This window comes from Janthinobacterium silvisoli (assembly GCF_014200725.1).
Lineage (GTDB): Bacteria > Pseudomonadota > Gammaproteobacteria > Burkholderiales > Burkholderiaceae_D > Janthinobacterium.
The window spans coordinates 407,926-430,626 of the sequence record NZ_JACHCL010000001.1 but is presented as its reverse complement, the minus strand read 5'-3'; the positions used below and the strand labels follow the sequence as shown (position 1 = coordinate 430,626).

At 60.2% G+C, this 22,701-nt stretch carries 17 protein-coding genes and 2 riboswitches; of the genes, 9 read left to right on the top strand and 8 right to left on the bottom strand.

What is annotated here, in order from left to right; translation table 11 throughout:
• Nucleotides 1-18: 18 nt before the first annotated feature.
• Entirely contained in the window at nucleotides 19-1,635 is a 1,617-nt protein-coding gene (locus HDE75_RS01855; RefSeq protein ID WP_183676492.1) for a methyl-accepting chemotaxis protein, read from the top strand.
• Here the strand turns inward: HDE75_RS01855 and HDE75_RS01850 are convergent.
• The 4 genes from HDE75_RS01850 to HDE75_RS01835 all read right to left on the bottom strand — a co-directional run bounded on the left by HDE75_RS01850 (nucleotide 1,632) and on the right by HDE75_RS01835 (nucleotide 6,233).
• A complete protein-coding gene (locus HDE75_RS01850; RefSeq protein WP_183676493.1) occupies nucleotides 1,632-2,159 on the bottom strand; it encodes a ribonuclease HI family protein in 528 nt (175 codons plus the stop codon). The two genes, HDE75_RS01855 and HDE75_RS01850, sit on opposite strands and share 4 nt — an antisense overlap.
• The gene (locus tag HDE75_RS01845) at nucleotides 2,156-2,506 is read right to left on the bottom strand and encodes a hypothetical protein (protein WP_183676494.1); all 351 of its coding nucleotides are present in this window, start codon (nucleotides 2,504-2,506) and stop codon (nucleotides 2,156-2,158) included. The genes HDE75_RS01850 and HDE75_RS01845 overlap by 4 nt, the downstream gene beginning before the upstream one ends.
• 42 nt (nucleotides 2,507-2,548) lie before the next feature.
• Nucleotides 2,549-5,233 carry a magnesium-translocating P-type ATPase gene (mgtA, locus tag HDE75_RS01840; RefSeq protein ID WP_183676495.1) on the bottom strand — a complete coding sequence of 895 codons (2,685 nt, stop codon included), beginning with the start codon at nucleotides 5,231-5,233 and terminating at the stop codon, nucleotides 2,549-2,551.
• Nucleotides 5,234-5,621: 388 nt separating this feature from the next.
• On the bottom strand, nucleotides 5,622-6,233 hold the full coding sequence (locus tag HDE75_RS01835) for a TetR/AcrR family transcriptional regulator (protein WP_183676496.1): 612 nt from the start codon (nucleotides 6,231-6,233) through the stop codon (nucleotides 5,622-5,624).
• Between the two features lie 245 nt (nucleotides 6,234-6,478).
• Here HDE75_RS01835 and HDE75_RS01830 point away from each other — a divergent pair, with 245 nt between their 5' ends.
• On the top strand, nucleotides 6,479-6,637 hold the full coding sequence (locus HDE75_RS01830; RefSeq protein ID WP_183676497.1) for a hypothetical protein: 159 nt from the start codon (nucleotides 6,479-6,481) through the stop codon (nucleotides 6,635-6,637).
• 201 nt (nucleotides 6,638-6,838) lie between these two features.
• On the opposite strand, the gene gcvP is transcribed toward HDE75_RS01830, so the two are convergent.
• The 3 genes from gcvP to gcvT all read right to left on the bottom strand — a co-directional run bounded on the left by gcvP (nucleotide 6,839) and on the right by gcvT (nucleotide 11,444).
• The gene (gene gcvP / locus HDE75_RS01825; RefSeq protein WP_183676498.1) at nucleotides 6,839-9,739 is read right to left on the bottom strand and encodes an aminomethyl-transferring glycine dehydrogenase; all 2,901 of its coding nucleotides are present in this window, start codon (nucleotides 9,737-9,739) and stop codon (nucleotides 6,839-6,841) included.
• A gap of 122 nt (nucleotides 9,740-9,861) precedes the next feature.
• A complete protein-coding gene (gene gcvH, locus HDE75_RS01820; protein ID WP_183676499.1) occupies nucleotides 9,862-10,242 on the bottom strand; it encodes a glycine cleavage system protein GcvH in 381 nt (126 codons plus the stop codon).
• 80 nt (nucleotides 10,243-10,322) lie between these two features.
• Nucleotides 10,323-11,444 carry a glycine cleavage system aminomethyltransferase GcvT gene (gene gcvT / locus HDE75_RS01815; protein WP_183676500.1) on the bottom strand — a complete coding sequence of 374 codons (1,122 nt, stop codon included), beginning with the start codon at nucleotides 11,442-11,444 and terminating at the stop codon, nucleotides 10,323-10,325.
• A gap of 78 nt (nucleotides 11,445-11,522) precedes the next feature.
• A riboswitch (glycine riboswitch) is annotated at nucleotides 11,523-11,629 on the bottom strand.
• A 25-nt stretch (nucleotides 11,630-11,654) separates the two neighbouring features.
• A riboswitch (glycine riboswitch) is annotated at nucleotides 11,655-11,741 on the bottom strand.
• Between the two features lie 190 nt (nucleotides 11,742-11,931).
• Between gcvT and HDE75_RS01810 the strand changes: the two genes are divergently transcribed.
• Nucleotides 11,932-12,492, top strand: coding sequence for an ATP-dependent Clp protease proteolytic subunit (locus HDE75_RS01810; protein WP_183676501.1), 561 nt, complete (start codon nucleotides 11,932-11,934; stop codon nucleotides 12,490-12,492).
• A gap of 98 nt (nucleotides 12,493-12,590) precedes the next feature.
• Here HDE75_RS01810 and HDE75_RS01805 read toward each other — a convergent pair whose 3' ends face one another.
• A complete protein-coding gene (locus tag HDE75_RS01805; RefSeq protein ID WP_311735051.1) occupies nucleotides 12,591-12,815 on the bottom strand; it encodes a hypothetical protein in 225 nt (74 codons plus the stop codon).
• Nucleotides 12,816-13,086: 271 nt separating this feature from the next.
• Here HDE75_RS01805 and HDE75_RS01800 point away from each other — a divergent pair, with 271 nt between their 5' ends.
• The 6 genes from HDE75_RS01800 (at nucleotide 13,087) to def (ending at nucleotide 22,485) form a co-directional block, all read left to right on the top strand.
• On the top strand, nucleotides 13,087-13,722 hold the full coding sequence (locus HDE75_RS01800; RefSeq protein WP_260173592.1) for a phosphatase PAP2 family protein: 636 nt from the start codon (nucleotides 13,087-13,089) through the stop codon (nucleotides 13,720-13,722).
• 218 nt (nucleotides 13,723-13,940) lie between these two features.
• The gene (smc, locus tag HDE75_RS01795; RefSeq protein WP_183676503.1) at nucleotides 13,941-17,468 is read left to right on the top strand and encodes a chromosome segregation protein SMC; all 3,528 of its coding nucleotides are present in this window, start codon (nucleotides 13,941-13,943) and stop codon (nucleotides 17,466-17,468) included.
• On the top strand, nucleotides 17,465-18,655 hold the full coding sequence (locus tag HDE75_RS01790; protein WP_183676504.1) for a cell division protein ZipA C-terminal FtsZ-binding domain-containing protein: 1,191 nt from the start codon (nucleotides 17,465-17,467) through the stop codon (nucleotides 18,653-18,655). The genes smc and HDE75_RS01790 overlap by 4 nt, the downstream gene beginning before the upstream one ends.
• 15 nt (nucleotides 18,656-18,670) lie before the next feature.
• Nucleotides 18,671-21,019 carry an NAD-dependent DNA ligase LigA gene (gene ligA / locus HDE75_RS01785; protein WP_183676505.1) on the top strand — a complete coding sequence of 783 codons (2,349 nt, stop codon included), beginning with the start codon at nucleotides 18,671-18,673 and terminating at the stop codon, nucleotides 21,017-21,019.
• A gap of 39 nt (nucleotides 21,020-21,058) precedes the next feature.
• Nucleotides 21,059-21,952 carry a UTP--glucose-1-phosphate uridylyltransferase GalU gene (galU, locus tag HDE75_RS01780; RefSeq protein WP_183676506.1) on the top strand — a complete coding sequence of 298 codons (894 nt, stop codon included), beginning with the start codon at nucleotides 21,059-21,061 and terminating at the stop codon, nucleotides 21,950-21,952.
• Nucleotides 21,949-22,485, top strand: a complete 537-nt coding sequence (gene def / locus HDE75_RS01775) for a peptide deformylase (RefSeq protein ID WP_183676507.1) — start codon at nucleotides 21,949-21,951, stop codon at nucleotides 22,483-22,485. The genes galU and def overlap by 4 nt, the downstream gene beginning before the upstream one ends.
• The last annotated feature ends 216 nt before the right edge of the window (nucleotides 22,486-22,701 follow it).

The following is a 22,701-nucleotide window of genomic DNA, read 5'->3' as shown; positions in this document are numbered from 1 at the left end:
TTTTTTCAGGATAGTATTATGAATATATTAAGAAATGTCAGCATCGGCTCCCGCCTTGGCCTGGGTTTTGCCGTGATCCTGCTGTTTTCCATGCTGATCACGGGCATCAGCGTATGGCGCTTGCATGACGTGGCCACCGCTACGCGCGTAATGATGGAGCAGCCTTTGGCCAAGGAGCGCCATATTTCCGACTGGTATGCACGCATCGATAGCGCCGTGCGCCGCACCATCGCGATTGCCCGCAGTTCGGATACATCCCTGAGCGCGTATTTCGCCGAAGAATCGAAAGTATCGTCGGCCAGCTCGGCCGAGCTGCAAAAGAAGATCGAGGCGCTGATAGCCCAGCCTGTTGAAAAAACCATGTTTGCCGCCTTGCTGGAACAGCGCAAGCTGTATCTGAGTTCGCGCGACCAGGTCTATAAGCTCAAGGGCGAAGGCCAGGTCGAGGCCGCCAATCAGGTGTTTGAAAAAACCTTCGTACCGGCCGCCGCCAAATACCAGAAGATGGTGTTTGAATTGCTCGAACACCAGCGCGCCAGTATCGACGCCACCGCGCACGATATCGACCGGGTGGCCAGCACCAGCCGTAACCTGTTGCTGACCCTGGCCGTGCTGGCGCTGGCCTTTGGCGTGGTCTGCTCTTGGCTGCTGACGACCGGCATCGTCGGGCCGCTGCGCACGGCTGTCGATGTGGCGCGCCGCGTCGCCGATGGCGACTTGACGGCGCAGATCGATGCCAGCGCCAAGGATGAAACGGGGCAATTGCTGCTAGCCCTGAAAGATATGAACAGCAGTTTGCTGACCATCGTCGGCGAAGTGCGCAGCAGCACGGACAGTATCGCCACCTCGTCGACCCAGATTGCGGCCGGCAACCAGGATTTGTCGAGCCGCACGGAACAGCAGGCCGGCTCGCTGGAAGAGACGGCTTCGTCGATGGAAGAGCTGACCTCGACCGTCAAGCAGAATGCCGACAATGCGCGCCAGGCCAATCAGCTGGCGGCGACGGCAGCGCAAGTGGCAGTCAAGGGAGGCACGGTGGTGGCGCAGGTGGTGGGCACGATGGATGCGATCAATGTCTCGTCCAACAAGATCGTCGATATTATTTCCGTGATTGATGGCATTGCTTTCCAGACCAATATCCTGGCTCTGAACGCGGCAGTGGAAGCGGCGCGGGCAGGCGAGCAGGGCCGTGGCTTTGCCGTGGTGGCGACGGAAGTGCGCAACCTGGCCCAGCGGTCAAGCCAGGCAGCGAAGGAAATCAAGACCCTGATTGGCGATTCCGTCGAGCAAGTCAATGCAGGCAGCAAGCTGGTGGCAGAAGCAGGCTCGACGATGGACGACATCGTTGCCAGCGTACACCGCGTGAGCGACATCATCACCGAGATCACGGCCGCCAGCAACGAGCAAAGCGTGGGCATCGATGAAATCAACCGCGCCATCGGCCAGATGGATGCCGTGACCCAGCAAAACGCGGCCCTGGTGGAAGAATCGGCGGCGGCCGCCGAATCGATGCAGCACCAGGCGCATAACCTGGCGCATGTGGTCAGCGTGTTTAATCTGGGTGGGCAGCATGGCTTGAAGCGGCCGGCGTTGCAAAAACAGAAGCAGGCGTTGCGGATAGGGCGCGCCGCTTAATCTTGCGGTGGAGGATCTTGCTCTACCCACGCGGCTATCGCCAGTTGCGACAGCCTGTCTGCCTCGCCATTGCGATGGCGCGGTATCCAGCGCAAAGTCACGTTATTGAGTTGTTGCAGCAGGGCCACGACGCTGGCCCTGTGTATTTCCAATCCCTTGGCGCCTAGCGGCGTGCTTCCCAGCACGTCATTGATCACCACCTGGCTGTCGCCATACAGCAGCAGCTCCACGGGCGGTGGATTGAGCGCCAGCGCCGCTTGCAGCACGGCGATCAAGGCCGCGTACTCCGCTTCGCTGCTGTTGCCGTAATCGAGTGGCTCACTGATTTCCACCCTTTCGCCGTTCGGCCCCAGCAGCAGGGCGCCCAAACCCAGCTTGCCAGGATTGGGATGGGCGGAACCGTCGAACCAGCCGCGCCAGGCCAGCGGGCCTGCCGTGTGCTGGCGTTTCGCGGCCCATAGTGCGCGCCGCGCCTGCAGTTTTTCTTCCTTGCGCTGCCTGCGGGCGTCTGCGTCCAGCGTCATCGGGTGATGATGAATGTATCGACCAGACTGCCTATCCAGCAAGCGATCAGCACCCAGACGGCGATGCTCATGGCCGCGCCATCGCTGGCGGACAGGGCTTGTACTTTTTCCAGGATCAGTTGCGGGTCGAGCGGCAGGGCGCCGCTGTTGATCTGGTCCACCAGTTGATCTGCGCGGGCCATGACGTCACGCAACACGAACACGATAGCTGCCAGGGTAGGCAGCACAAAGATACTGCCACGTATTTTGTGGCCCAGCACAAAGTGTCCGCTGCCGGGAAACACCAGGCCCGAGACTAGCAGGGCCAGGTTACGATTGTTACGCTTTGGGAGGGGGGAGCCGCTCATGCGAGCCTTAAGATGGTCAAGGTGGTAGAGCGGCCCATCATACTATTGCCAGCCGAATTTGCGCAGGTAAATGCGTTTCATCACGGTCGTCAGCACGGTGTAGCAGACCAGGATGGCAACCAGCCACGGGAAGTAATTGAGTGGCAGGGCTTCGAGCTTGAAGTAGGTGGCAAACGCGCCCATCGGCAGGAACACGCCCACCGCCATGATGGCCGTGGTAGCGACCAGCAGCGGCACGGAAGCGATACTTTCAATGAACGGCAGCTTGGGCGTGCGGATCAGGTGCACGATCAGTGTTTGCGTCAGCAGGCCCACTACGAACCAGCCAGACTGGAACAGGGTTTGTTTTTCCGGCGTATTGGCGTCGAACACGTACCACATCAGGGCAAAGGTGGTGATGTCGAAGATCGAGCTGATCGGGCCGAAGAAGACCATGAAACGGCCGATATCGCGCGGGTTCCAGCTCAGCGGCTGCTGTATCAGTTCGGCGTCGACATTGTCGAAGGGAATGGCGATCTGCGACACATCGTACAGCAGGTTTTGCACCAGCAAGTGCAGTGGCAGCATTGGCAGGAACGGCAAAAAGGCGCTGGCCACCAGTACGGAAAATACGTTGCCGAAGTTCGAGCTGGCCGTCATGCGGATGTATTTCAGCATATTGCTGAAGGTGCGGCGGCCCTCCAGCACGCCTTCTTCCAGCACCATCAAGCTCTTTTCCAGCAAAATGATGTCGGCTGCTTCCTTGGCGATATCGACCGCGGAATCGACGGAAATGCCGATGTCTGCCGCGCGCAGGGCCGGCGCGTCATTGATGCCGTCGCCCATGAAGCCGACGATATGGCCATTGCCGCGCAGGGCGCGCACCAGGCGTTCCTTGTGCAGCGGGCTGAGCTTGGCGAAGACGGTATTTTCTTCTGCTACCCTGCCCAGGGTGGCGTCATCCATATCGTCCAGCTGCGGTCCCTGCAGCACGCCATGCACGGTCAGGCCCACTTCGCGGCAGATTTTCGCCGTCACCAGGTGATTGTCGCCGGTCAAGACCTTTACGGTCACGCCATGTTCGGCCAAAGCGCGCAGGGCGGGCGCGGTCGATTCCTTCGGCGGATCGAGGAAGGCCACATAACCGATCAGTGTCAGCGCCGTTTCATCGGCCACGCCATACACGGTCTTGTGCGGCGGCACTTCCTTGACGGCCACGGCAACCACGCGCAAGCCTTCCGCATTCAAGCCTTGCGTGGTGGCCAGCACTTTTTCCAGCAGCGCATCGTCGAGCGGGATATTGCTCTGGCCCAGGCGCAGATGGCTGCAGGCAGCGAGGATTTCCTCGACGGCGCCCTTGCAGATCAGCTCATGGTGATCATTCTTTTCAGACACGACAACCGACATGCGGCGGCGCACGAAATCGAACGGGATTTCATCGACTTTCACGTAATCGCGGGCCAGCTGCATTTCCGTCTGCAGTTCGACATGGTCGAGCACGGCGCGGTCCAGCAGGTTTTTCAAGCCGGTCTGATAGTGGCTGTTCAGGTAGGCAAATTGCAGTACTTCATCTGATGGCTGGCCGAAGACGTCGGTATGGCGCTCCAGCACGATCTTGTCCTGCGTCAAGGTACCGGTTTTATCGGTGCACAGCACGTCCATCGCGCCAAAGTTCTGGATGGCGTCCAGGCGCTTGACGACGACTTTCTTTTTCGACAGTTTTACGGCGCCCTTGGCCAGGGTGCTGGTGACGATCATCGGCAGCATTTCCGGTGTCAGGCCGACCGCCACGGACAAGGCGAACAGGAACGCTTCCATCCAGTCGCCCTTGGTCCAGCCATTGATCAGGAAGACCAGCGGCGCCATCACCAGCGCAAAGCGGATCAGCAGCCAGCTGACGCTGTTGACGCCCGCTTCAAAGGCGGTCGGCGTGCGCTCGGTGGCCGTGACGCGGGTAGCGATGGTGCCAAAATAGGTGCGGTTGCCGGTCGCCAGCACCAGCGCCGTGGCGGCGCCCGAGATGACGTTGGTGCCCATGAACAGCAGGTTGGCCATGTCCATCGGGTCTTTGCCATTGCCGTCGGCCAGTTCGGCCATTTTTTCTACCGGCAAGGATTCGCCCGTCATGGCCGCCTGGCTGACGAACAAGTCTTTAGCCGACAACAGGCGGCAATCGGCCGGGATCATGTCGCCGGCCGACAGCACGATGATGTCGCCTTGCACCAGCTTGCGGATCGGCAATTCGATTTGCTGGCCGGCGCGCAGCACGGTGGCGGTGTTGCTGACCAGCGCTTTCAGGCGCTCGGCCGCGCGGTTCGAGCGGCCTTCCTGCACGAAGCGCAGCAAGGTCGACAAAATCACCATGGTGCCGATGACGATGGTCGCTTTCGGATCTTCCGTCAGGTAGGACACGATGGCCAGCACCGTCAGCAGCAGATTGAAGGGGTTCTTGTAGCACAGCCACAGATGCTGATACCAGGCCAGTGGTTTTTCGTGCTCCACCTCGTTGGGCCCCGTTTGTCCAATCACGTCCAGCGCTTCGTCTTCGCTCAAGCCACTTTCACGCGTATGCAATCGCTCCAGCGCCGCATGCAATTCTTCATGGGCGGCCATCAATAACTGGCGCGCCAGATGATCGGGCACAGGGCGGCCGGTACTGTTTTCAAGCGGCATGGCATGGCGGCGGAAATGGCCGGCCGTATGGCGCTTGCGCAGGAACGATTCGAACAAACGGGTGAAGAGATTCATGCTCTTCCTTTCACGACTAGGTGTTGGCGGGCGGCGCAGCCGCAGGCAAGACTTGCGTGCCACAAGCGTACCATGATGCACGAGGCAAATGGTGCTTGCGGGCAATCCGGGTCAGTAGCCGGTCGCGATCGGAAAGAAAAAGGGAAGAGGGGAGAAACGCACGGCCAGTTGGCCGCAAGAGACACCGCACCTTGCTCAGCAAGGCACGGAGGATAACGGATTCCGTGTTGCTTGCTGCTTAGCTGCCGATAACATCGCTATTACGCGATCGACTACTGTCACTAGAACAAGTACCCACGAGGGACTCCGTAAATGAATAATGCCCGCATCATATTGATGAGGTCAAAAGGTGTCAACTGAAGAAATCTTAGGTTTCCAAACTGTAATGTTAGGCGGCATGGGAGAGGGCCGCCATGGCCAGCGAATCGGACAAGATCTGCCACAGCGCGGCATGGCGTTGCTGCAAGGCGGCGCCATCGGCATAGATCAATTCCACCTGCATGCTGTCTATGATGCCGAGGTAGGCTTGCACGTACAGCGCCAGGCGCGGCTGGGCCAGCCACGGCGCGGTTTGCAGCAGGCTGGCCGCGTAATGGCGCTCCAGCTGGTCGAGCAGGGCGCGGTAAGCGCCAGTGATGTGATCACGCAACACTTGTGGCGGCAAATACACGGTACGCAGCAGGAAACGCGCATGTGGCGACTGGCCATAGCGCTGCGCCATGCGGTCGCAATACAGGGCGCCAGCCTGCTGCGGCACTTGTTGTAGCGCCGCTTCATCATCGAAACATTGCTGCATGAAGCTGTGTTCTTCTAGCAAGGCGTCGGCAAACACGGCCAGGAACAGATCATCCTTGCTATCGAAATGCGAATACAGCGAAGCCTTGCGCATGCCGGCCAGCTCGGCGATATCACTGAGGGACGAGCCGTCATAGCCGTGTTCGGAGAAATGTCCGACGGCCACGGCACAGATTCTATCGGCCGAGGCCGAGCGTTTCTTCATGGTGGAAAGAATTCTTTGAAAGTGGTGGCACGATGCCGGCCGCGACAGTGCGCCGCCAGGCTGGTACTGCCTATAACCAGCGTCAAGCATCATACCAGCAGATGGCAAAGCGTCAAGGATGGCATCCGGAACGACCCTTGATACAAGCTTGCTGCACTTTATGCATTTTTGGGGTACACTTACTTCCTACCGGTCGGTAGTCGATCGGGCTTCATAGACATGACGACGATAAACAAGGAGGTTGTATGGTGCCATTAGGAATTTCACTGTTCGGTATCGGCCTGGCGCTGCTGTTCGCCGCCTGGAGCGCCAAACGCGCACGCTGCGAACGCCGCGACGTAGTCTGCCTCGGCATCGCCGCCGGCGCCATGGCCTTGCCAGGAGCAGCCTTGCTGGCGTTGTAAGAGACTAACTGCACGAATATAAAAAAACGGCAGGCCTCTGATGGCCTGCCGTTTTGTTTTTATGTCTTTAAATCAAATTTGACAACGTCTGTCCCAACCGTAGCGAGCGGCAGTGATTTGTGGCCGAGAAGCGCAGCGCTACTTTAGTAGCGTGAGCATCGCCGGCCGCAAAGCGCGCCGCGCAGTAGGTTGGGGCAGGCGTTATTCTTCCTCGTATGAACTGATGGGCGCACAACCGCAGAACAGGTTACGGTCGCCATACACGTTATCCGCGCGGCCGACTGGTGGCCAGTATTTGCGCTGGCGCAGCGAGGCGACTGGATAGGCTGCCACTTCGCGGCTGTACTTGCGTTCCCAGTTGTCCGACAGCAATACCTGTGCCGTGTGTGGTGCGTTCCTCAATGGATTGTCATCGTGGTCGAATTCACCGCTGGCGACCTTGGCGATTTCGGCGCGAATGGCGATCATGGCGTCGATGAAGCGGTCGATCTCCACTTTCGATTCGCTTTCCGTCGGCTCGATCATCAAGGTGCCCGGTACCGGGAAGCTCATGGTCGGCGCATGGAAACCGAAGTCCATCAGGCGCTTGGCCACGTCTTCGTTGCTGATGCCGGTGGCGTCCGTGATCGGGCGCAGGTCCAGGATGCACTCGTGCGCCACCAGGCCATCGTGGCCCGAGTACAGCACCGGGTAGTGCGGCGACAGGCGGCGCGCAATGTAGTTCGCTGCCAGGATGGCCGTCTCGGTGGCGGCCGTCAAACCTTCCGCGCCCATCATCGCGATATACATCCACGAGATCGGCAAGATGCTGGCCGAGCCGAATGGCGCAGCGCTGACAGCGCCGATGCCGGCAGCGTCGCGCTGGTAGCCCGACGAGCGCTGGTTAGGCAGGAATTTTGCCAGGTGGGCGCCCACGCCGATAGGGCCGACGCCCGGGCCGCCACCGCCGTGCGGGATGCAAAAGGTTTTGTGCAGGTTCAAATGCGATACGTCGCCGCCAAACGAGCCAGGTGCGGCCACGCCAACCAGCGCGTTCATGTTGGCGCCGTCGATATACACCTGGCCGCCGTGCGAGTGGATGATTTCGCACAGTTCCTGGATGCCTTCCTCAAACACGCCGTGGGTCGATGGGTAAGTCACCATCACGCAGGCCAGGTTGGCGCTGTGTTTTTCAGCCTTGGCTTTCAGGTCGGCAAGGTCCACGTTGCCGTTGGCGTCGCAGCTAGTGACTACTACTTGCATGCCGACCATATTGGCCGATGCCGGATTGGTGCCGTGCGCCGACGAAGGGATCAGGCAGATATTGCGGTGGCCTTCGCCGCGCGATTCGTGGTAAGCCTTGATCACCAAGAGGCCGGCGTATTCGCCTTGCGAACCGGCGTTAGGCTGCAGCGAGACGGCGGCGTAGCCGGTCAGCGCGCACAGCATTTCTTCCAGCTGCGAGATCATTTCGCGGTAGCCCACGGTTTGCGCGTCCGGCGCGAACGGGTGGATGTTCGAAAACTCGGGCCAGGTCACGGGGATCATTTCCGAGGTGGCGTTCAGCTTCATGGTGCATGAGCCCAGCGGGATCATGGTGCGGTCCAGCGCCAGGTCCTTGTCGGCCAGGCTGCGCAGGTAGCGCAGCATTTCGTGTTCCGAATGGTAGCTATTGAAGACTGGGTGGGTCAGGTAGGCGCTGGCACGGGCCAGTTGCGACGGCAGGGCGCTGGTGACAGCCGCTTCAACCGCGTCCAGGCTTGGGGCGGTAGGCGCGTTGGCCACGCCGTCGGCAAACACATTCCACAGCAGCGCGATATCGTCGCGGGTGGTGGTTTCGTCCAGCGACAGGCCGACGTGGGTGCTGTCTACCTTGCGCAGGTTGACGCCATGTTTCAGGGCCGTGGCATGCAGTTTTTCTGCATCGGCAACCTGCACCGTCAGGGTGTCAAAATACGTCGCGTTAGCGATGGTGTAACCCAGGGTTTTCAGGTTGGCCGCCAGTACGCCGGTAAAGCGGTGCACGCGCTGGGCGATCTGCAGCAGGCCGGCAGGGCCGTGGTAGACGGCGTACATCGAAGCCATTACGGCCAGCAGCACTTGCGCCGTGCAGATGTTCGACGTCGCTTTTTCGCGGCGGATATGCTGTTCGCGCGTTTGCAGGGCCAGACGATAGGCCTTGTTGCCTTGCGCATCGACGGTTACGCCCACCAGGCGGCCCGACATATTGCGCTTGAATTCATCGCGGGTAGACAAGTAGCCTGCGTGCGGGCCGCCGAAACCGAGCGGCACGCCAAAGCGCTGGCTGTTGCCGACCACCACGTCCGCGCCCCATTCGCCTGGAGGCGTGAGCATGGTCAGGGCCAGCAGGTCGGCGGCGACGATCACCATGGCGCCATTCGCATGCAGTTTTTCCACGCCGGCGCGGTAGTCGCGCACGACGCCGTTCGCGCCCGGGTATTGCAGCAGCACGCCGAAGCAGCTGTCCAGCGCTTCGATTTCAGCCGGGTCGAAGGTGCGCACGTCGATGCCGATCGGCTGGGCGCGTGTCTGCACCACTTCCAGGGTTTGCGGCAGCACGTCGTTGGCGACATACAGCACGTTCGATTTCGATTTGCCCACGCGCTGGATCAGGGTCATCGCTTCGGCGGCGGCCGTGCCTTCGTCCAGCATCGAGGCATTCGCGATGCCCATGCCGGTCAGGTCGGTGATCACTTGCTGGAAGTTCAGAATGGCTTCCAGGCGGCCTTGCGAAATCTCGGGCTGGTAAGGCGTGTACGCCGTGTACCAGGCCGGGTTTTCAAAGATGTTACGCAACACGACGCCAGGCGTGAAGGTGTTGTAGTAGCCCTGGCCGATCAGGGATTTCAAGACCTGGTTCTTGCCGGCGATGGCCTTCAGGCGCGACAGCGCTTCCTGTTCCGGCATCGGCTGCGAGTAAGCGCCCAGCGGCAGGGCGCCCTTGTTGCGGATATTGGCGGGAACCAGGGCGTCGATCAGGGCAGCGCGCGAGGCGTAGCCGAGGGTGGACAGCATGGCTTCTTGTTCGGCGGCGGAAGGGCCGATGTGGCGGGCGATGAAAGCATCGCGTGCTTCGAGTTGGGTCAGGCTGGTGCGGGTCATGATATAGAGGCCAAAAAAGACTGAAAAACCGGGATGCGGCGCGCGGGCGCGGCGGCGAGGTGTATCAACACAAGAAAAATAAAAACAAACGGGCCGCAAACGCGGCCCGCTGGTCATTGCGATTACTCGCCTGTGGTGGCGCCGTACGCTGCTGCGTCCAGCAAGCCGTCCAGGGCCGATACGTCGGCTGGCTTGATCTTGAACAGCCAGTTGGCGTAGGCGTCGGCGTTGATCGCTTCTGGCGAGTTGACGACGTCGTCGTTGACTGCCACCACTTCGCCAGCGATCGGCGCGTAGATGTCGCTGGCTGCCTTGACCGATTCAACGACCGCTGCGTCGTCGCCGGCGCCATAGCTGTTGCCGACGGTCGGCAGTTCAACGAACACGATATCGCCGAGGGCGTCCTGCGCGTATTCGGTGATGCCGACGGTGATCGTGCCGTCTGCTTCGAGGCGTACCCATTCGTGGGAAGCGGTGTACTTCAGGTCTGCAGGAATGTTCATGTGATGCTCCAGATGGTGAGTGTTCGTTATTGGTTATGTTGGTTCGGTCTTGCGGGCGGCGGGTCTCTATCGCTGATCGCTTACGCAGCCAGGATTTTACCGTTACGCACGAAAGGCAGCTTGACGACGGAAGCGGCCAGTTGCTTGCCGCGGATTTCCACATGCACGGTATCGCCCACGTTCACGCCGTTCGGCACGCGTGCCAGGGCAATCGCTTCCTGCATCGTCGGGCTGAAAGTGCCGCTGGTGATTTCACCGGTCGCGTCGCTGCCGGCCACGATGACTTTTTGATGCGCGCGCAGGACGCCGCCTTTTTCACGCAGGATCAGGCCCACGAATTGCGCGTTCTGGCCTTGCGCCAGCAGGGCAGCCTTGCCGATGAAGTCGCGCTCGCTGACCAGGTCGATGGTCCATGCCAGGCCGGCGTCGAGCGGGTTGACCGTTTCATCCATGTCCTGGCCGTACAGATTCATGCCCGCTTCCAGGCGCAGGGTGTCGCGTGCGCCCAGGCCGGCCGGTTTTACGCCGGCCGCCAGCAGGGCATTCCACAGCGCTTCGACTTGCGTGGCCGCGACGCCGATTTCAAAACCGTCTTCGCCCGTGTAGCCAGTGCGTGCCAGCATCACTTCGCCAAATGGCGTGTCCTTGACGATGACGACATTGAATGGCTTGATGGCTTCGGAAGCGGCTTGCGTTTCTGGCAGCACTTGCCATACTTTTGCGCGCGCATTCGGGCCTTGCACGGCGACCAGCGCCATCGGATCGTTGGCGTTGCGGCGTTCGGTAATGGTCAGGCCGCTGTTGGTGGCGGTGTTCTGTTGCTGCATCCACGCTACGTCTTTTTCGGCGGTGCCGGCATTGACGACCAGGCGGAACCAGTTTTCGTTGAAGAAGTAGACGATTAGGTCATCGATGACGGTACCTTCGGCGTTCAGCATGCACGAGTACAGCGCCTTGCCCGGCACTTGCAGCTTGTCGACGTTATTGGCCAGCAGGCCGCGCAGGAAAGCGCGCACGTTGGCGCCTTCGATATCGACCACACACATGTGCGACACGTCGAACATGCCGGCGTCGCCGCGCACGGCGTGATGTTCTTCGATTTGCGAACCGTAGTTGACAGGCATGTCCCAACCGCCGAAATCTACCATGCGGGCACCTAAGGCACGGTGGGCGTTATTGAGTGGGGTCGCTTTGAGCGTCATTGAATCCTCGGAACGAAGGTATAGGGGAAGTTAACAGAACACACAAGAAAGCCGCCAACGCGTTTCTCCATGGCATTCACTCACCCCCCTGTCCTTTGTACCTGAGAGATTACGGGGGCTAGCCCCGTGCGCCCCTTCGGTGGGCCGCCGGCGTTTCGCCGCGGCCGCTCTCCAGAGTTGAGTCATATGTTGTCAAGGCAACATTTTGAGCTCGCCTGATCGGTCCTTTTGCCTGAGAGTTTTTGGGTAGTGCCCCTTCGGCGGCAACGCAAGATTGCCCTCTCCCGATCAAGTGTGTGGAATATATGTCAGCAGGGGTGTTCTGTCAATCTGAAAAGGCTTTCCAGAGCGCACCAAAACAGGGCAAAAACACGGTGAAAATGTGCATGTTTCAAGGTTTGCCGACTGTTGCTTTCATGTCGCATCGTGCGTGTGTTGCGGCAGAAATTTGCTATGATGAATCAAGCTTTATTTGCGAGTTTCTGCCATGAACGATACGCAAAGTAATACCGATCACCACGCCTATTTCACGCTGTCTGGCGACGTCAACAGCGATATGGTCAGGCGCGTCTTCAACGCGGTGTCCGATATGACCGAAGACAAGATCAGCACGGCCCACGTGCTGATACAGTCGAACGGGGGTTATGTCAGCGACGGCATTTGTCTGTACAACTTTCTCAGCAAGCTGCCCATCGAGCTGGTCACCTATAACGGCGGCGCCGTGGCGTCGATCGCGGTGACCTTGTTTCTTGCCGGGCGGCATCGTTGCGCTAGCGATACGGCCCGTTTCATGGTGCATAAATCGCACGCCACCGCCTCACCCGGCGCGCGTCCCGATGCACTGAGCATCATCGTCGAAGGCTTGCGGGCCGACGACTTGCGCACCGAACGCATCTTGCGCAGCCATGTGACCCTGAATGACCAACACTGGCGAGTGCATGCGTATTCCGATTTACACCTGACGGCCGAACAGGCGCTGGAGGTAGGCTTGATCGACGCCATCCGCGATTTCTCGCCGCCCAAGGGCAAGCGTCTGACCAATATCTAGTTTTTAAAATGAAACAGGGCCGGCTATACCAGGCATGGTATGGCCGGCCCTGTTTTGCCGCTAGCGCGGCTCAGGCTGGTTTGATAATGGCGAGGGCGTCAGGGTTTGCCGCCCTTGCCGCCGGTAGCGCCAGACTGTTTATTGCCACTGCCGCCGGTACCGCTACCGCCCGACTGCTTGTTGCCGTCATTTTTGTGGCTTTGACGGCCGGCGTCCACGTGCTGCTCGTGGGTGCCGCCTTGGGTGCTGCCCTGGCTGCCACTGCGTGAGCCGCTACCCGACTGCTTGTTGTTGCCTTGATCGCTTTTTTGATTCGAGTTCATCATATTTCCTTTGTTGAAAATGAAAGAAGTCACTCGCCGGAACTACTTCCGGTGGCAACATGATGCGCAGAAAGCTTGGGTGCCAGTATCGGAACACTGCTCGACCCCGTGTAGGAGATTGCCTGATGGCCTAATGAAGCTATTTCCATGCTGGAATATTTGAAATGAATTTGTAATTGAATGTAATTCTCGCTCTGTGCTGATGAAAAACCAGGCAGCAGGAGCGCGAGTCATGGCATAGTTCAGCCTGATGATGAAACAGGCTGTTGCGATGAATTGGTGGAATAGTATTTCTTTTACAGCCGATATGGCGTTGATGGGGCCGGCTGGCGTCGCGATTGCCTTGTGGCTGCTGGTATCGAAGCAGTGGCGGCTGGTGTTTAGCTGGAGCCTCTGGTATGGCGGCGGCCTGCTGCTGGTGGTGCTGTCAAAACTGGTCTTCATGGGCTGGGGCATTGGTAGCAGCACGCTCGATTTCACGGGTTTCAGCGGCCATGCCATGCGCGCTGGCGCCGTTTTCCCCGTCTTGCTGTATGTCGTGCTGCAGCGCGCCCAGCCGCGCTGGCGCCAGGCTGGCGTCGCGCTCGGCGTGGCGTATGCCGTGCTGATCGCCATCGCGCGCGTGCTCGGCCATGCGCACAGTGTATCGGAAGCGGTCAGCGGCTGTGTGCTGGGCCTGGCCATGGCCGCCGGCTTTATCTGGAGCGCGCGCGGCGCCGTCGAGATCGCCATCAGCCGGCCGCTGGTGCTGTCCAGCCTGGTCGTGATGGCGGTGCTCAGCTTCAAGGCTGAGCCCGTACCGACCGAGCTGTGGCTGCATAAAATCGCCATGTATTGGTCCGGTCACGAGCGCATTTTTTCACGGGCGGATTGGAAACTGGCGCAAGATGGCCATCATGTCCCTTGAACGATAAAGCCGGTCCCTATGGCACACACGTGTTTTTTGGCCAGAAAATCATCAGGAAATGGTATGATGAGCCACTTTTTAGTGGCATCATCGCCAGTGCATGGGACAGCAAGTGCGCGAGCCGGAATTGATCTCGATACGGCGGCTCTCGATGCGGCGGCCTCGATGCAGCACTTTTAACCCAGTAGCACCAGCCCAGGCCAGGAACTCTAAAACACGTGCGTCTCTCTTCCATCAAGTTGTCGGGATTTAAGTCTTTCGTCGATCCCACCAATTTCCAGGTGCCAGGCCAGCTGGTGGGCGTGGTCGGGCCAAATGGCTGCGGCAAGTCGAACATCATCGACGCCGTGCGCTGGGTGCTGGGTGAGTCGAAAGCGTCCGAGTTGCGCGGCGAGTCGATGCAGGACGTGATCTTCAACGGCTCCACGCACCGCAAGCCTGCCGGGCGCGCTTCGGTCGAGCTGGTGTTCGACAACAACGATGGCAAGGCATCCGGTCAATGGGGCCAGTATGCCGAGATCGCCGTCAAGCGCACCTTGACGCGTGACGGCACATCGACCTATTACATCAATGGCCAGCCCGTGCGCCGGCGCGATATCCAGGATATTTTCCTCGGTACCGGCCTGGGGCCGCGCGCCTACGCCATCATTGGCCAGGGCATGATTTCGCGCATCATCGAATCGCGTCCGGAAGAGCTGCGCGTGTTCCTGGAGGAAGCGGCCGGGGTATCGAAATACAAGGAACGACGCCGCGAGACGGAAAACCGCTTGCAAGACACGCGCGAAAATCTGTTGCGCGTGGAAGATATCTTGCGCGAACTGAATGCCAACCTGGAAAAGCTGGAAGCACAGGCGGCCGTGGCCACCCGTTTCCACGCCTTGCAGGCGGACCAGGAAGAAAAGCAGAAGCTGCTGTGGCTGCTGCGCAAGAATGAAGCGCAAAACGAACAGACACGTTATTTCCGCGAAGTGGAACAGGCGCAAACCGACCTGGAAGAGCAGACGGCCAAGCTGCGCAATGTGGAACTGACGCTGGAGCAGATGCGCCAGGCACACTTTGCCGTGGGCGACCGTTTGCATACGGCGCAAGGCCATCTGTACCAGACGAATGCCGAGATCGGCAGCCTGGAAGCGCAGATCAAGTTCGTGATCGAATCGCGCGCGCGCCTGCAAGCGCAGCTGGCCACTTTGACGGCCCAGCGCGACCAGTGGAGCAGCCAGGGTAGCGAATACCAGGAACAGATCGAGGAAGCGGAATTCCACCTCGAAGAGCTGGCCGCCAAGGTGGAGCAGTCGCAAATGATGGCCGAGCAAAAAGGCGAGCAATTGCCCGAGCTGGACGCCGCCTGGCGCGCCGCGCAAAACAAGAGCACGGAATCGCGGGCGAAGATTATGCAGGCCCAGCAGCAGCTGGAACTGGAATCGGCGCACCAGCGCAATGCCTCGAATATCCTGAACAGCCTGCTGACCCGCCGCGAGCGTCTGCAGCAAGAAAAAAACAGCTTGAGCTTGCCCGATAGCAGCCATCTGGAAAACCTGAAACTGCAGCTGGAAGAAAAGCAGCAAGCGCTGGAACAGCAGGGCTTTTACCTGGAAGAAGCGCTGGAGCAACAACCCAAGCTGGAACAGGAACGCCAGGAAGCGCAAGCACAAGTCAATGCCGAGACGGCTGCCAACGCCCAGCTCGAAGCACGGCTGTCCGCCCTGAAACAGTTGCAGGAACGTGTGCAGACCCAGGGCAAGGTGCAACCGTGGCTGAAAAAGCACGAACTCGACAGCTTGCCCCGTTTGTGGCAAAAGCTGCAGATCGAAGCGGGCTGGGAAGCGGCCATGGAATCGGTCTTGCGCGAGCGCACGTCCGCGCTGCAATTGTCGAATATCGACTGGGCCAAGGCTTTCTTTGCCGATGCACCGCCGGCCAAGCTGGCCCTGTATGCGCCATCGACCGTGCCACCGCTGCCATTGCCGGAAGTGGCCGGTTTGAAACCATTCTTGAACTTGCTCAAACTCAACGATCCAGGTTTGCGTGGCTTGCTGCAGGACTGGCTGTACAACGCCTACGCGGTGGAAGACGCGGCTGAAGCTTTGCTTGAGCGTAGCAAGTTGCCGCCCGGTGGCTATTTCGTCACGCGCCTGGGCCATGTCATCACGGCCACCAGCGTGCGTTTCCATGCCGCCGATTCCGAGCAGGAAGGCATGCTGGGCCGCCAGCAGGAAATCGATAATATCGGCAAGCAGCTGCGCGCCCAGCAATTGCTGGCCGAAGAAGCGCGCGCCCGTTCCGTGCGGGCCGATGCCGCCGTGGCAACGCTGTCGCGCAACCTGTCCGACTTGCGCCTGCGGGTGCAGCAACTGACCTCGTCCGTGCACAGCTTGCAGCTGGAAGTGGTCAAACTGTCCGAGGTCGAAGCGCGCTTTAACCAGCGCAGCACTCAGATTGGCGCCGACCTGGCCGAGATTGCCGCGCAAGAAGCTGAGCAGCAGCAGATCAAGCTGGAGTCGGAAGAAAAATTCGAACAGCTGGACATGGAACTGGGCAACTTGCAGGAAGCGCACGAAGACGGTCATACCGATTTCCTGCAGAAAGAGCAGCGTCTGGCCGAAGCGCGCGAAGCCTTGCGCGACCTGGAACGGGCCGCCAAGGATACCGAATACGCAGAAAAATCGCATCGCGCAAAAATTGAAGAGCTGCGACGCAATATCGCCACGGCCAGTACGCAAGCGCAGCAAGTGTCGGAAAGCCTGCAGGCGGGCCAGCTGGAACTGGCCAACCTGGAAAGCGGCGCCGCCAACGATGGCTTGCAGGATTTGCTGGAGCGCCGCACCACGCAGGAGCGGGCGCTGGCCGATGCGCGCCATGAGCTGGACCAGATCACGCAGCAGCTGCGTTTGTCTGAAGATGCTCGCACGCAATCGGAGCGCAGCTTGCAGCCGCAGCGCGACAAGATCATGGAAATGCAGCTCAAGGAACAGGCCGCGCGCCTGAACCAGGAGCAGTTTGCCCAGCAATTGCTGGAATCGGGCGCCGATGAAGTCGCTCTGACTGAAAAATTGCACCCGGACATGCGCCCGTCTTATCTGCAAGGCGAAGTGACGCGCCTGACCAACGCCATCACGGCCCTGGGCGCCGTCAACCTGGCCGCGCTCGACGAGCTGGCGCAGGCGTCCGAGCGCAAGAATTTCCTCGACGCCCAGAACGCCGACTTGACCGAAGCGATCAACACGCTGGAAGACGCGATCCACAAGATCGACAAGGAAACGCGCGACTTGCTGCAAGACACGTTCGACAAGGTCAACCATCACTTTTCCGAGCTGTTCCCGATTCTGTTTGGCGGTGGCCAGGCGCGCCTGACCATGACGGGCGACGAGATTCTCGATTCCGGTGTACAAGTCATGGCGCAACCGCCTGGCAAGAAAAATGCGACCATCCACCTGTTGTCCGGTGGAGAGAAGGCGCTGACCGCGACCGCATTGGTGTTTTCCATGTTCCGCCTGAACCCGGCGCCGTTCTGTCTGCTCGACGAAGTCGATGCACCGCTGGACGATTCGAACACGGAGCGCTTCTGCCGCATGGTCAAGCGCATGTCCGACCAGACCCAATTCCTTTTCATTTCGCATAATAAGATTGCGATGGAAATGGCCCATCAATTGATCGGTGTGACGATGCAGGAGCAAGGCGTATCGCGCATCGTGGCGGTGGACATGGAGTCCGCCGCAAATTTTGCTACCGAGGCACAAGCAGCATGAATGATCTCCAAATTACCTTGTTCGGCGCCGGTGGCGTCTTTATCGTCGCCGTTTTCTCCTACAACAAGTGGCAGGAATACAAGGCCAAGAAAAGCGTGGAACGGGCGTTTTCCACCGACCACGATGACGTGCTGATGCGCGAAGGCGAAGCCCCTGCAGCGGCGCCCGCTCCGGCCACCGCTCCCGTAGAACCGGTGTTGCGCCAGGAACCGCGCTTCGATGCGGCGCCCGCCGTCAAGACGGAACCTTCGTTCAGTGCGCCACCGGCCGCTGCCGTGGCGCCCGTTCCTGCTTCCGCGCCCGTGTATGCGGAACCGTCGCTGGAAGCCGCCCCTGTCGTGGCTCCTCTTGCAGTGCCACAGCAGGAAGAAGTTAGCGTTGCCAGCGAGCAAGCCAACAGCCTGGTCGATCCGCTGATCGATTGCCTGCTGCCACTGTCGCTGGAAGCGCCCGTGCGTGGTGAAAAAATCTTGCCTGTGCTGCAAACCTTGCGCCTGGTGGGCAACAAGCCCGTGCATTTCATAGGCTTGCATGTGAATGGCGATTGGGAACCGATCGTGCATGGCGGTGTCTACACCAAGATGCAGGGCGGCGTGCAGCTGGCCAGCCGCACCACGGCCTTAAATGAGCTGGAATACTCGGAACTGGTTACGCGCCTGCGTGGCGTGGCCGATGAAATCGGCGCCGAACCGGAAGTGCCGGACATGATGGAAGTGATGGCCGAAGCGCGCAATCTGCACCGTTTCGTCACGGGCCACGACGCACAGCTGGGTGTCAACCTGCATACCAACGGCGCGCCATGGGCCATTTCCACCTTGCTGTTCGCCTTGGAAAAACAAGGATTCGACGTGCGCCCCGATGGCCGTTTCGTCATGCCGGACGGCGAGGGTGGTCATCTGTTCTCGCTGTCGACCAACGTCACCCTGGCCGAGGAAACCACGCCGCGCTTGACCCTGCTGCTCGATGTGCCTTGCGTGGCGCCTGCGCGCGACGGTTTCGGCGCCATGGTCGCCTGCGCCCGCTCGCTGGTAGGCCGCCTGGACGCGACCATCGTCGACGATTACAACCAGGCCCTGTCGGACGCGGCCCTGGCCGAGATCGCTGGCCAGGTGCAAGAGTTTTACCAGGAAATGGACGCCGCCGACATTCCGGCCGGCTCCACCCGCGCCCTGCGTTTATTTAGCTAAGAATCCCGCAACAACATGACTGAACTTTCCCACCAGGACGCGCAACAACGCGTCCTGGCACTCACTGCCGAACTCAACCGGCACCTGCACGCCTACCACGTCCTCGATAACCCGACCATTCCCGATGCGGAGTACGACAAATTGTTTGTCGAACTGCAGCAGCTGGAAGCGGCGCATCCTCAATTGCAGGTGCCTGAATCGCCCACCTTGCGCGTGGGGGCGGCTCCCCTGCCGCAATTCGAGCAAGTCACGCACACTGTGCCCATGTTGTCGCTCAATAATGGTTTCTCCGAAGACGATATCGTCAACTTCGACCGCCGCGTGCGCGAAGGCCTGGACCTGGATAGCGGTCTGGTCGATTACGCAGCCGAAGTGAAATTCGATGGCCTGGCCATCAACTTGCGTTATATGCACGGCTTGTTTGTGCAAGCGGCCACGCGCGGCGATGGCGCCACGGGCGAAGATGTGACGGCCAATATCAAGACTATCCTGGGCATCCCGATGCGCCTGCATGGTGACAGCGTGCCTGATTTGCTGGACGTGCGCGGCGAAGTGATGATGTTCAAGTCCGACTTTGCGAATCTGAATGAGCGTCAGCGCAAGGCTGGCCAGAAAGAATTCGCCAACCCGCGCAATGCGGCGGCCGGCAGCCTGCGCCAGCTCGATTCGCGCATCACCAATGAGCGCAAGCTGCGCTTCTATGCGTATGGCATCGGTGCGCTGGAAGGTGCAGCCATGCCCGCATCGCATTCGGCCCTGCTGGACTGGTACGAAACCCTGGGCATACCCGTGTCGAAAGAGCGCAAGGTGGTGCCGGGTGCGCAGGGTTTGCTGGCCTACTACGCCGACATCGGCGCACGCCGTCCCGGCCTGCCATATGAAATCGATGGCGTGGTCTACAAGGTCAACGCAACGCAAGACCAGCAGGAGCTGGGTTTTGTGTCGCGCGCGCCACGCTTTGCGCTGGCGCATAAATTCCCCGCCGAGGAAGCCATGACGGTGGTGCAGGGCATCGATATCCAGGTGGGCCGCACGGGCGCCATGACGCCGGTAGCGCGCCTGGCGCCCGTCTCGGTCGGCGGCGTGACGGTCACCAACGCCACCTTGCACAATGAAGATGAAGTGCTGCGCAAGGATGTGCGCGTGGGTGACACGGTCATCGTGCGCCGTGCCGGCGACGTGATCCCGGAAGTGCTGGCCGTGGTGCTGGAAAAGCGCCCTGAACCGGCGCCGGCGCCATTCAAGATGCTGGAACATTGCCCTGTCTGCGATTCGCACGTGGTGCGCGAAGAGGGCGAGGCGATCGCCCGCTGTTCGGGCGGCCTGTTTTGCTCAGCCCAGCGCAAGGAAGCATTCCGCCATTTCGCGGGCCGCCGCATGATGGATATCGAAGGCTTGGGGGAACGTTATATCGATACCCTGGTCGAACTCGATTATGTGCATGGTCTGGCCGACTTATACAGTTTGACCCTGGAAAAATTACTGGAAATGAAGGTGCGAGCCGATGAGCGCGACGGTGCCACGCCGGAAACAGTTCAACAAGGCAAGATTCCCACCAAATGGGCGGAAAACCTGCTGGCGGGCATAGCAGCGAGCAAAAAACCGCCGCTCGAGCGTTTCCTGTTTGCCTTGGGTATCCGCCATGTGGGCGAATCGACGGCCAAGACCTTGGCTGAATGGCTGGGCAGCCTGGAGCGCGTGCGCCGCGCGCCAGCAGCCTTGCTGCGCGTGCTGCCCGATATCGGTGGCACGGTAGCCTTGTCCATTGCTGATTTTTTTGCCGAACCGAAAAATCAGCAAGCCCTCGATGCCTTGCTGGCTGCCGGCGTGGCGCCGCAGGGTGAACATGCGCCTAGCGCCAAGCTGCGCACGCAGCTCGAACAAACCACCTTGCTGGCCGCCGTCGGCATCCCCAAGCTGACGGAAGCGCGCAGCAAGCAGCTGGTGGAGCGGGGGCTGACCCTGGCCAGCCTGGCGGCGCAGGGTAGCGGCTTCCAGGCGGGCTTGCCGGCTGGCGTGGCCGATGCCTTGTCATCCTGGCTGGCCGATGCGGCCAATGTGGAGCAGTTGCGCCAACTGGACGGCTTGCGTACGCAATTGCTGGCAGAATTGCCCGAACTGCCTGCCGCTGGCGGCAAGTTCGAAGGCAAGACTTTTGTCTTGACGGGTACCTTGCCTACCATGGGGCGCGATGATGCGGCCGCGCTGATCGAAGCGGCCGGTGGCAAGGTCAGCGGTTCGGTATCGAAGAAAACCAGCTATGTGGTGGCCGGCGCCGATGCAGGCAGCAAACTGGCCAAGGCGCAGGAACTTGGTGTCCCCTTGCTGGATGAGGCGTCTCTGCTGGCTCTGCTGGCAGGATAATCCTGTGCCGTTTGCCACCTTACTGTTGAATCGAGCATCATGAAAAAAATCAGAAAAGCAGTGTTTCCCGTCGCCGGCCTGGGCAGCCGTTTCTTGCCCGCCACCAAGGCGCAGCCGAAGGAAATGCTGCCCATCGTCGACAAACCCTTGATCCAGTATGCGGTGGAAGAGGCGGTCGCGGCGGGCATCACGGAAATGATCTTCATCACGGGCCGCAACAAGCGCGCCATCGAAGACCATTTCGATACGGCCTATGAGCTGGAAACGGAGCTGGAAGCAGCCGGCAAGCGCCAGTTGCTGGACATGGTGCAAAATGTGATTCCCAAGCATATCAATTGCATCTATATCCGCCAGTCGGCGCCGCTGGGCCTGGGGCACGCGGTGCTGTGCGCCCGCCCGGTGGTGGGCGATGAACCGTTTGCGGTGCTGCTGGCCGATGACTTCATGGATGTGGAAGAGGGCGTGCGCCCCGTGCTGGCGCAGATGGCCGATGTTTTCCAGTATGAGAATTGCTCCTTGCTGGCGGTGCAGGATGTGCCGCGCGCGGAAACACGTCAGTACGGGATTGTTTCTGCCAAGAATTACCAGCCTGATCTGGAGCTGGTGTCGGCCATCGTGGAAAAACCATTGCCGGAAGAGGCACCGTCGACCCTGGCCGTGGTCGGGCGCTATGTGCTGACCAGCCGCATCTTTGAGCATCTTGAAAACCTGGGCACCGGTGCCGGTGGTGAAATACAATTGACCGATGGCATCGCTGCCCTGATGCGTGAAGAGCGCGTGCTGGCCTACCGCTACACGGGTCAGCGCTATGATTGCGGCTCGAAGCTCGGTTATCTGAAGGCGACGACGGCGATGGGCATGAAGCATCCAGAAACAGGTGCCGCCTTCCGCGACTACCTGCAACAATTGCAATCGAATCAGGAATCAATATGACAGTACGCGAAATTCTGAAGATGGGTGATCCACGCCTGCTGCGGATGGCTGAACCCGTGCGCGAGTTCGACACGCCTGAGCTGCACGCCTTGATCGCCGATATGTTCGACACCATGCACGCGGCCAATGGCGCGGGCCTGGCGGCGCCGCAGATCGGCGTTAACCTGCAACTGGTGATCTACGGCTTCAAGCAAAATGCGCGTTACCCCGACGCGCCGCAAGTGCCGGAGACGGTGCTGATCAATCCCGTGCTGACACCCTTGTCGGAACGTAAGGAAGAGGGTTTCGAGGGTTGCTTGTCGGTGCCGGGACTTCGTGGCAGCGTGCCGCGCTGGAGCGAGCTGCACTACGAAGGCGTAGACCAGTTCGGCAACGCCATCAGCCGCGATTGCGACGGTTTCCATGCGCGCGTGGTGCAGCATGAAGTCGACCATTTGCACGGCATCCTGTATCCGATGCGTATCGTCGATTTCACGCAGTTCGGCTTTACCGAAGTGATGTTTCCCGATCTGGATCCGAACGACGACGACTGATATCGTTGACTGCTACTAAGAGCCATCCCAGTAGATGAATACGCCCCCTGCAGGGGCCCTCAGCAGCGGGGACTGTGTTGCTCGTCGCCGCATGGCTAGCCATGCGTGCTCCTCACGCCTTGTCCGCGCTCCGATGAGCTGCCCGCAGAACACGCTCACTACTGGGACAGGCTCCAAAGCGCCGCGATGCAAGACCTGCTGGTCTTGACGCGGCGT

Coding starts and splice junctions, on each gene's coding strand:
- HDE75_RS01845 (WP_183676494.1), bottom strand. CDS start 2,506: ATGAGCGGCTCCCCCCTCCCAAAGCGTAACAATCGTAACCTGGCCCTG.
- HDE75_RS01835 (WP_183676496.1), bottom strand. CDS start 6,233: ATGAAGAAACGCTCGGCCTCGGCCGATAGAATCTGTGCCGTGGCCGTC.
- mgtA (WP_183676495.1), bottom strand. CDS start 5,233: ATGAATCTCTTCACCCGTTTGTTCGAATCGTTCCTGCGCAAGCGCCAT.
- HDE75_RS01805 (WP_311735051.1), bottom strand. CDS start 12,815: ATGAACTCGAATCAAAAAAGCGATCAAGGCAACAACAAGCAGTCGGGT.
- HDE75_RS01810 (WP_183676501.1), top strand. CDS start 11,932: ATGAACGATACGCAAAGTAATACCGATCACCACGCCTATTTCACGCTG.
- HDE75_RS01850 (WP_183676493.1), bottom strand. CDS start 2,159: ATGACGCTGGACGCAGACGCCCGCAGGCAGCGCAAGGAAGAAAAACTG.
- gcvH (WP_183676499.1), bottom strand. CDS start 10,242: ATGAACATTCCTGCAGACCTGAAGTACACCGCTTCCCACGAATGGGTA.
- HDE75_RS01830 (WP_183676497.1), top strand. CDS start 6,479: ATGGTGCCATTAGGAATTTCACTGTTCGGTATCGGCCTGGCGCTGCTG.
- gcvP (WP_183676498.1), bottom strand. CDS start 9,739: ATGACCCGCACCAGCCTGACCCAACTCGAAGCACGCGATGCTTTCATC.
- def (WP_183676507.1), top strand. CDS start 21,949: ATGACAGTACGCGAAATTCTGAAGATGGGTGATCCACGCCTGCTGCGG.
- HDE75_RS01800 (WP_260173592.1), top strand. CDS start 13,087: ATGAATTGGTGGAATAGTATTTCTTTTACAGCCGATATGGCGTTGATG.
- HDE75_RS01790 (WP_183676504.1), top strand. CDS start 17,465: ATGAATGATCTCCAAATTACCTTGTTCGGCGCCGGTGGCGTCTTTATC.
- galU (WP_183676506.1), top strand. CDS start 21,059: ATGAAAAAAATCAGAAAAGCAGTGTTTCCCGTCGCCGGCCTGGGCAGC.
- ligA (WP_183676505.1), top strand. CDS start 18,671: ATGACTGAACTTTCCCACCAGGACGCGCAACAACGCGTCCTGGCACTC.
- HDE75_RS01855 (WP_183676492.1), top strand. CDS start 19: ATGAATATATTAAGAAATGTCAGCATCGGCTCCCGCCTTGGCCTGGGT.
- gcvT (WP_183676500.1), bottom strand. CDS start 11,444: ATGACGCTCAAAGCGACCCCACTCAATAACGCCCACCGTGCCTTAGGT.